At 71.9% G+C, this 6428-nt stretch carries 2 protein-coding genes; both read right to left on the reverse strand.

Going from position 1 to position 6428, the window contains the following annotated elements; all coding sequences use genetic code 11:
* The coding region (locus HG543_RS50260) for a condensation domain-containing protein (RefSeq protein ID WP_169352102.1) at positions 1 to 1801 on the reverse strand (1801 nt) is incomplete at its 3' end.
* Between the two features lie 128 nt (positions 1802 to 1929).
* Positions 1930 to 6285, reverse strand: a complete 4356-nt coding sequence (locus tag HG543_RS50265; protein ID WP_169352103.1) for a type I polyketide synthase — start codon at positions 6283 to 6285, stop codon at positions 1930 to 1932.
* Between the last annotated feature and the right edge of the window lie 143 nt (positions 6286 to 6428).

The raw sequence follows: 6428 nt of genomic DNA on the forward strand, positions 1-6428 counted from the left end.
GGCGCTCGACGGGGTAGCTCGGGTCCATGGGGACGTAGGCGCCGCCGGCCTTGAGGATGCCGAGGATGCCGACCACCGTGTCCAGCGAGCGCTCCACGCACAGGGCCACGGGCACTTCGGCCCGGACACCGAGGGCGCGCAGGTGGTGCGCGAGCTGGTTGGCCCTGGCATCGAGCTGAGCGTAGGTGAGCACCTCGCCCTCGAAGCGCACCGCCATGGCGTCAGGGGTACGAGCCGCCTGCGCCTCGAAGAGGGCGTGCGCGGTGGTCTCGCGCGGAAAGTCCCGCGTGGTGGCGTTCCACTCCACCAGCACCTGGCGCTGCTCGTCCGAGGAGAGCAGGGGCAGGGCGGACAGGCGGGTCTCAGGTCGAGCCGCGACCGCCTCCAGCACCGTGCCCAGGTGGCGAATCAGCCGGTCGATGGTGGCCGCTTCGAAGAGGTCGGTGCGGTACTCGCACGTGCACTCCAAACCCTGGGCCTTCTCCACGACGGAGAACGTGATGTCCAGTCGCGAGGTGCCGACCTCCACCGGCTCCAGACGCAAGGTGAGACCCGGCGCCTGGAGCACCTCGTCCGGCTGGTTCTGCAGCACCAGCTTCACCTGGAAGAGCGGCGCGTGGCCCAGGCTGCGGTCGGGGTTGAGCGCCTTGACGACCTCCTCGAAGGGCAGGTCCTGGTGGGCATACGCGGCGAGCGTGGCCTGGCGCACGCGGCCGAGCAGCTCACGGAAGGTCGGGTCCCCGCCCAGCCGCGCGCGAAGGGCGAGCTGGTTGATGAAGAAGCCGATGAGACCTTCGGTCTCGGTGCGATTGCGGTTGGCGATGTCGGTACCGACGACGAAGTCCTCCTGCCCGGAGTAGCGGGAGAGGACGACCTCGAAGCCGGCCAGCAGGACCATGAAGAGGGTGGTGCCCTCGCTCCGGCTCAGCGCATGGAGCGAGTCGGCCAGCGTCCTCGGCAGCACGCGCGCGTGCATGGCGCCACGCAGGCTTCCCACGGCGGGACGCGGGAAGTCGGTGGGCAGCTCCAGCACGGGAGGTGCCCCGGAGAGGTGCTCGCGCCACCACGAGAGCTGGGCCTCCAGGGCTTCCCCCTGGAGCCAGTCGCGTTGCCACGCCGCGTAGTCCGCGTACTGCACGGGCAGCTCGGGCAGCGGAGAGGCACGGCCCTCGCGGAAGGCTGCATAGAGCGCCGCGGACTCGCGCACCAGCACGCCCAGGGACCAGCCATCCGCGACGATGTGGTGCAGCGTCAGCAGCAGGACGTGGCGACTCTCGCTCAGTCGCAGCAGCTTGGCGCGCAGCAGCGGGCCGCGCGTCAGGTCGAACGGGCGCTGGGCCTCTTCTCGCGCCAGCCGGCGCACTTCGGCCTCGTGCGCGTCCTCGGGCCGCGACGACAGGTCCACCACCGGCAGCGGCACCGGACCGGCCGGGTGGATGACCTGGATGGGGCCCTCGGCGAAGGTGGTGCGCAGCACCTCATGGCGGCGCACCAGCTCCGCGAGGCTTCGCTCCATGGCACCCACGTCCAGCGTGCCCTCCAGCCGGAGCACGACGGGCATGTTGTAGAAGGGACTGCCCGGCTCCAGCCTGTCCAGGAACCACAGGCGCTGCTGGGCGAAGGACAGCGGCAGCGGGCCGGTGCGCGGCGTGGAGCCGGTGCCTTCGCGCCGGGGAATGGTGCGCTCCTGGGCCTTGGTGGCGGTCGCCTGGAGCTGGCCCTTCTTCTCCTTCAGGAGCAGCTCGTACAGCGCGCGCTGCTTGGGGGTGAGCTTGTCGAGGTTCTTCGTGCCGCCGCTCATATGTCGAAGCTCCAGGGGCCCAACGGAGCCAGGCGTTCAGGGCCCGGCCCGAGGCGGAGATGTCTCAGAGGCTGGCGCGAACACGCGCCGCCAATCCTGTTTCAACTCTTCAATGCGAACGTGGCCGCTCAGCTCGAGCGCCGAGCGAGCTCGGCTTCGATTTCCTCATCGCTGAGGTTGGCCAGCTCCGCGAGCGCCGCCTCGCTGGCGGCCTCCTCCAGCGCGGCCTGGTGGTCGGCCACCAGCTTCGCCAGGGCCGCCACGGTGGCCGCCTCGAACAGCTTCGCCAGGGGGATGTCGAAGTCGAACTGCGTGCGCAGGCGACCGGCCACGCGTGTGGCCAGCAGCGAGTGCCCTCCCAGGTCGAAGAAGTTGTCGTTGAGGCCCACCTGGTCCACGCCGAGCACGTCCTGCCAGATGGCCGCGAGCTGCTGCTCCACCTCGGTGGACGGCGCCACGTACGGCGTCTTCGAGCGGCGCGGCTTGCCAGAGGCGCGCGCGCCAGAGGCGGCCTGTGAGGTGTCGCGCTGAATCCACAGCTTCCAGCGCTGGGCCAGGTCGCCCGTGGCCACCACCACCTGGCCATCCACGCCGAGCGTCGCGAGCCGGCGCACCGCCTCCGCGCCCTCCCGCGCCGTCATGGCGTACTGGTCCATGCTGGTGCGCACGTTGGCGTGCTTCGTCTCCTCGGGCCACGGGTCCCACGACGCGCTCACCCAGCGGGTGCCCGTCTTCCCCGCGCGTGCCTGCGCGAAGGCGTCCAGGAAGAGGTTGGACGACGTATAGGTGAGGTACCCCAGGCCGCCCAGCACCGCGGCGTTGGAGGAGAACAGCAGCACGAAGTCCACGGCCCGGCCGCGCAGCGCCTTCTCCAGCGCGTAGGTGCCGTACACCTTGGGGCCGAACTGCGTCTCGGACTCGCCGCGGCCGATGTTCGTCAGCGGGTTGTAGAGCGAGGGGCCCTGCGTGACGCCCGCGCAGTGCAGCACGCCGTGCAGCGCGCCGAAGCGGGCCTCCACCTGGGCCACCGCGGCCTCCAGTTGTGCCGCGTCCGACACGTCCGCCCGCACCACCATCACCTCCGCGCCGCGCTGCTCCAGCTCGCGCACGCGGCGAATCTGCCGGGCCACCTTGTCGTCCTCGGCGTGCGACGCCAGGTACGCGTCCCACTCGGAGCGCTCCGGCATCGCCGTGCGGCCCAGCAGCGCCAGCCGCGCGTGCACCGTGTCGGCGAGGTGCTCGGCCAGCAGCAGGCCCACGCCACCCAGGCCGCCGGTGAGGAGGTAGACGCCCTTCTCACGGAGCGGGTGGGGCGGCTCGCCCTCCGCCTCCAGGCGCAGGGGGACGAAGGACTGCGCGAAGCGGTGGCTGCCGCGCCACGCGACGACCACGTCCTTCGGCTTCTGGCTCACCTCGGCCAGCAGGCGCGAGGCCAGCTCCGCCACGCCGTCCGTGAGGGGCTCCGGCGCGATGACGTCGATGCAGCGCGTGGTGACGTGCTGCTGCTCCTGCGGAATCACCTTGCACGGCCCCAGCAGGGTCGACTTCTCCGGCAGCGCGTGATGCTCGCCCTCCAGGTCATGCAGGCGGTTGGTCACCACCTCCACGCGCACCGGCCGCGAGGTGTCCGCCTTCGCCAGCGTCTGTCCCAGGTGCAGGAGGCTGTAGTAGCCGGCGTCCTGCAGCTTCTGGAACAGCTCCGGCCCGGAGGCGCCCTCGGCCTGCGGCGTGAGGCTCCACAGGTGCACCACCACGGACGGCTGGAGGTCCTGGTCCGCCAGCTCCTTCCAGAGCATGGCGTAGTCGCCGGGCACGCACGCATCGAGCGCGTAGCGGCGCTCCGCCTCGCGCGTGAAGGCGGTGCCCTGCCGCACGCGCACCACCTGCTGGCCGGACTCCTCGAGGCGGCGGCTCAGTGCCTCGCCCACGCCCAGGCCATCCACGAAGACCACCCAGCAGCGCTGCTCGGCCAGCGCCTTGCGGTCCAGCGCCGCCGGAGCGGTGCGCCGCCACGAGGGCACGTGGAACCAGTCCGCCAGGTCCGCCAGCTTGCCCTGGGGGCCCTGCGGCAGCGCCGTGGCGGTGCGCTCGGCCGGAGCGACCCAGTAGCGCTGCCGCTCGAACGGGTACGTGGGCAGCGGCACGCGGCGGCGTGACTGCCCCTCGTACAGGCCCTCCCAGTCCACCTCCACGCCCTCCAGCCACAGCCGGCCCAGCGTGGTGAGCACCGCGGCAGGGGCCGGCGTCGCGTCAGCGGACAGCGAAGCCAGCACCGCGCGGGTACCCGCCAGCGAGCGGGCCGACTCCACCAGCGCGCCCGGCGCGCCCACCGCGAGCAGCACGCGCGTGGACTCCTTCACCAGCTCGCGCAGGGCGTCCGTCACCTTCGAGGGACGGCTCGCGACCTCCAGCCACGTCGCCGCGCGGGTGGCCTCGTCGGCGGTGAGCAGGGCGCCCGTGGCGGCGGAGTAGAGCGGCACCTCCGGCGCCTTCAGCGCGTGGCCATTCAGTACGGGCTCGGCACCGCCACCGCGCGCCACGGCCAGGGCCAGCGCGTCCTCCAGCGGCAGCACGCCCGCGAGGCACGCGGCGACCAGCTCACCCACACCCTCGCCCAGCAGCGACTCCGGTTGCACGCCCCACGTCATCCACAGGCGGGCCAGGGCATACGGCTCCACGAAGCGCGCGGCGGCGGCCAGGGGGCCGGAGAGGGTGGGGAGGCGGCCGTCGTCCGGGTACAGCGCGGCGCGCAGGTCCGTGCCGAGCGACTTCTGGAGCAGCTCCGCGCAGCGGTCCACCTCCGCGCGGAAGCCGGGCTCGGCGCGGTAGAGCGGCTCCAGCGCGGCGCCCGCGCCCGCGTCCGAGAAGAGGAAGGACACGGGCCGGTTGCCCGTCTCATGCGCGCCGGTGAGGACACGCTGGGGCTCGGCCATGCGCAGCACACGCACGGCATCCTTGACGTCCTTCGCCACCACCAGTCGGCGGTGCGCATGCGCCTTGCGGCCCAGCTGGAGCGTGTACGCCACGTCCGCGAGTGACGCCTCGGGGTGGTCCTCCAGGTGCTGCGCCAGCCGGGCGGTGGCGGTGTCCAGGGCGGTGTGGCTGCGCGCGGACAGCACCAGCAGCTCCCACGGACGGCCGGGGGCGGACGGTGGCGCGGGCGGGGCCTCTTCCAGGATGACGTGCGCGTTGGTGCCGCCGATGCCGAACGAGCTGACGCCCGCGCGCCTCGGCGTGCGCCCGCGCGGCCAGGGCTGGAGCGCGGTGTTCACATAGAAGGGGCCGCTGTCGAAGTCGATTTGAGGATTGGGCGACTCGAAGTGCAGGCTGGGCGGGAGCTGCTGGTGCTTCAGCGCGAGCACGGCCTTGAGGAGGCTCGCGCTGCCGGCCGCCGCGTCCAGGTGGCCCACGTTCGTCTTCACCGAGCCGATGGCCACCGTCCGCTTTCCGCGCACCTTGTTGCCGAACGCCTTGGTGAGGGCGCGGATTTCAATCGGGTCTCCCAGCGCCGTGCCGGTGCCGTGCGCCTCCACGTAGGAGATGGTGTCCGCCGGCACTTCGGCGGCGGCCATGGCGTCCTTGATGACGGTGGCCTGGCCCTGCACGCCGGGCGCGGTGAAGCTGGCCTTCACGGAGCCGTCGTTGTTGATGGCCGAGCCCTTGATGACGGCGTGGATGGTGTCGCCGTCCGCCAGCGCGTCCTCCAGTCGCTTGAGCACGACGAGTCCGATGCCGCTGCCGAAGATGGTGCCCGCCGCCTTCGCGTCGAAGGCGCGGCAGTGCCCGTCCGGGGACATGATGCCGCCGTACTGGTGCAGGTACCCCACCTTCTGCGGGATGTTGATGGCCACGCCGCCGGCGATGGCCATCTGGCACTCGTCGGCCAGCAGCGCCTGACTCGCGAGGTGGAGCGCCACCAGTGACGTGGAGCACGCGGTGTGGACGGAGTACGCGGGGCCGCGCAGGTTGAGCCGGTGCGCCACGCGCGTGGTGAGGAAGGCCAGGTCGTTGCCGAGGCCAATCTCGAACGGGTCCAACCCACCCACCGCGGCCTGGTTGGAGAAGAGGTTGAAGACGTAGGTGTCCGTGCGGGCGCCGGCATAGACGCCCACGCGGCCCTTGAAGCGCTCGGCGTCATGGCCGGCGTTCTCCAGGGCCTCGACGGCGACCTCCAGGAAGACGCGCTGCTGCGGGTCCATCACCTCCGCTTCCCTGGGGGTGACGCCGAAGTAGCCCGCGTCGAAGAGGTCCGCGTCCTCGAGGTACGCGGCGGCCTTCACGTAGTTGGGGTCGCTCCGGAGCGCGGGCGTGTCCAGCGCGCTGGCCTCCAACTCGGAGTCCTTCAGGAAGGTGATGGACTCCACTCCGTCACGCAGGTTGCGCCAGAAGGCTTCCAGGTCCCGGGCTCCGGGGAAGCGCCCGGCCATGCCGACGATGGCGATCTCCAGCCCAGTGGTGCCCGCTTGGGACGAATCCCCGGCCATATGTCTGTCTCTCCCCGACTGCCGCTCAGATGTCCTGTTTCCGCGCCCGCTGCTGCTTCAGCGCGGCCCGGCGTCGCTGTTGACGCGCGCCGTCATCGTCACTCTCTTCGTCCACATCGCCCTCACTCCCCGTCCCCGCCGAC

This window comes from Pyxidicoccus fallax (assembly GCF_012933655.1).
GTDB lineage: Bacteria > Myxococcota > Myxococcia > Myxococcales > Myxococcaceae > Myxococcus > Myxococcus fallax.

What these genes read in the sequence shown, in the direction of transcription:
- HG543_RS50265 (WP_169352103.1), bottom strand. Translation starts at nt 6,285, where the DNA reads ATGGCCGGGGATTCGTCCCAAGCGGGCACCACTGGGCTGGAGATCGCC.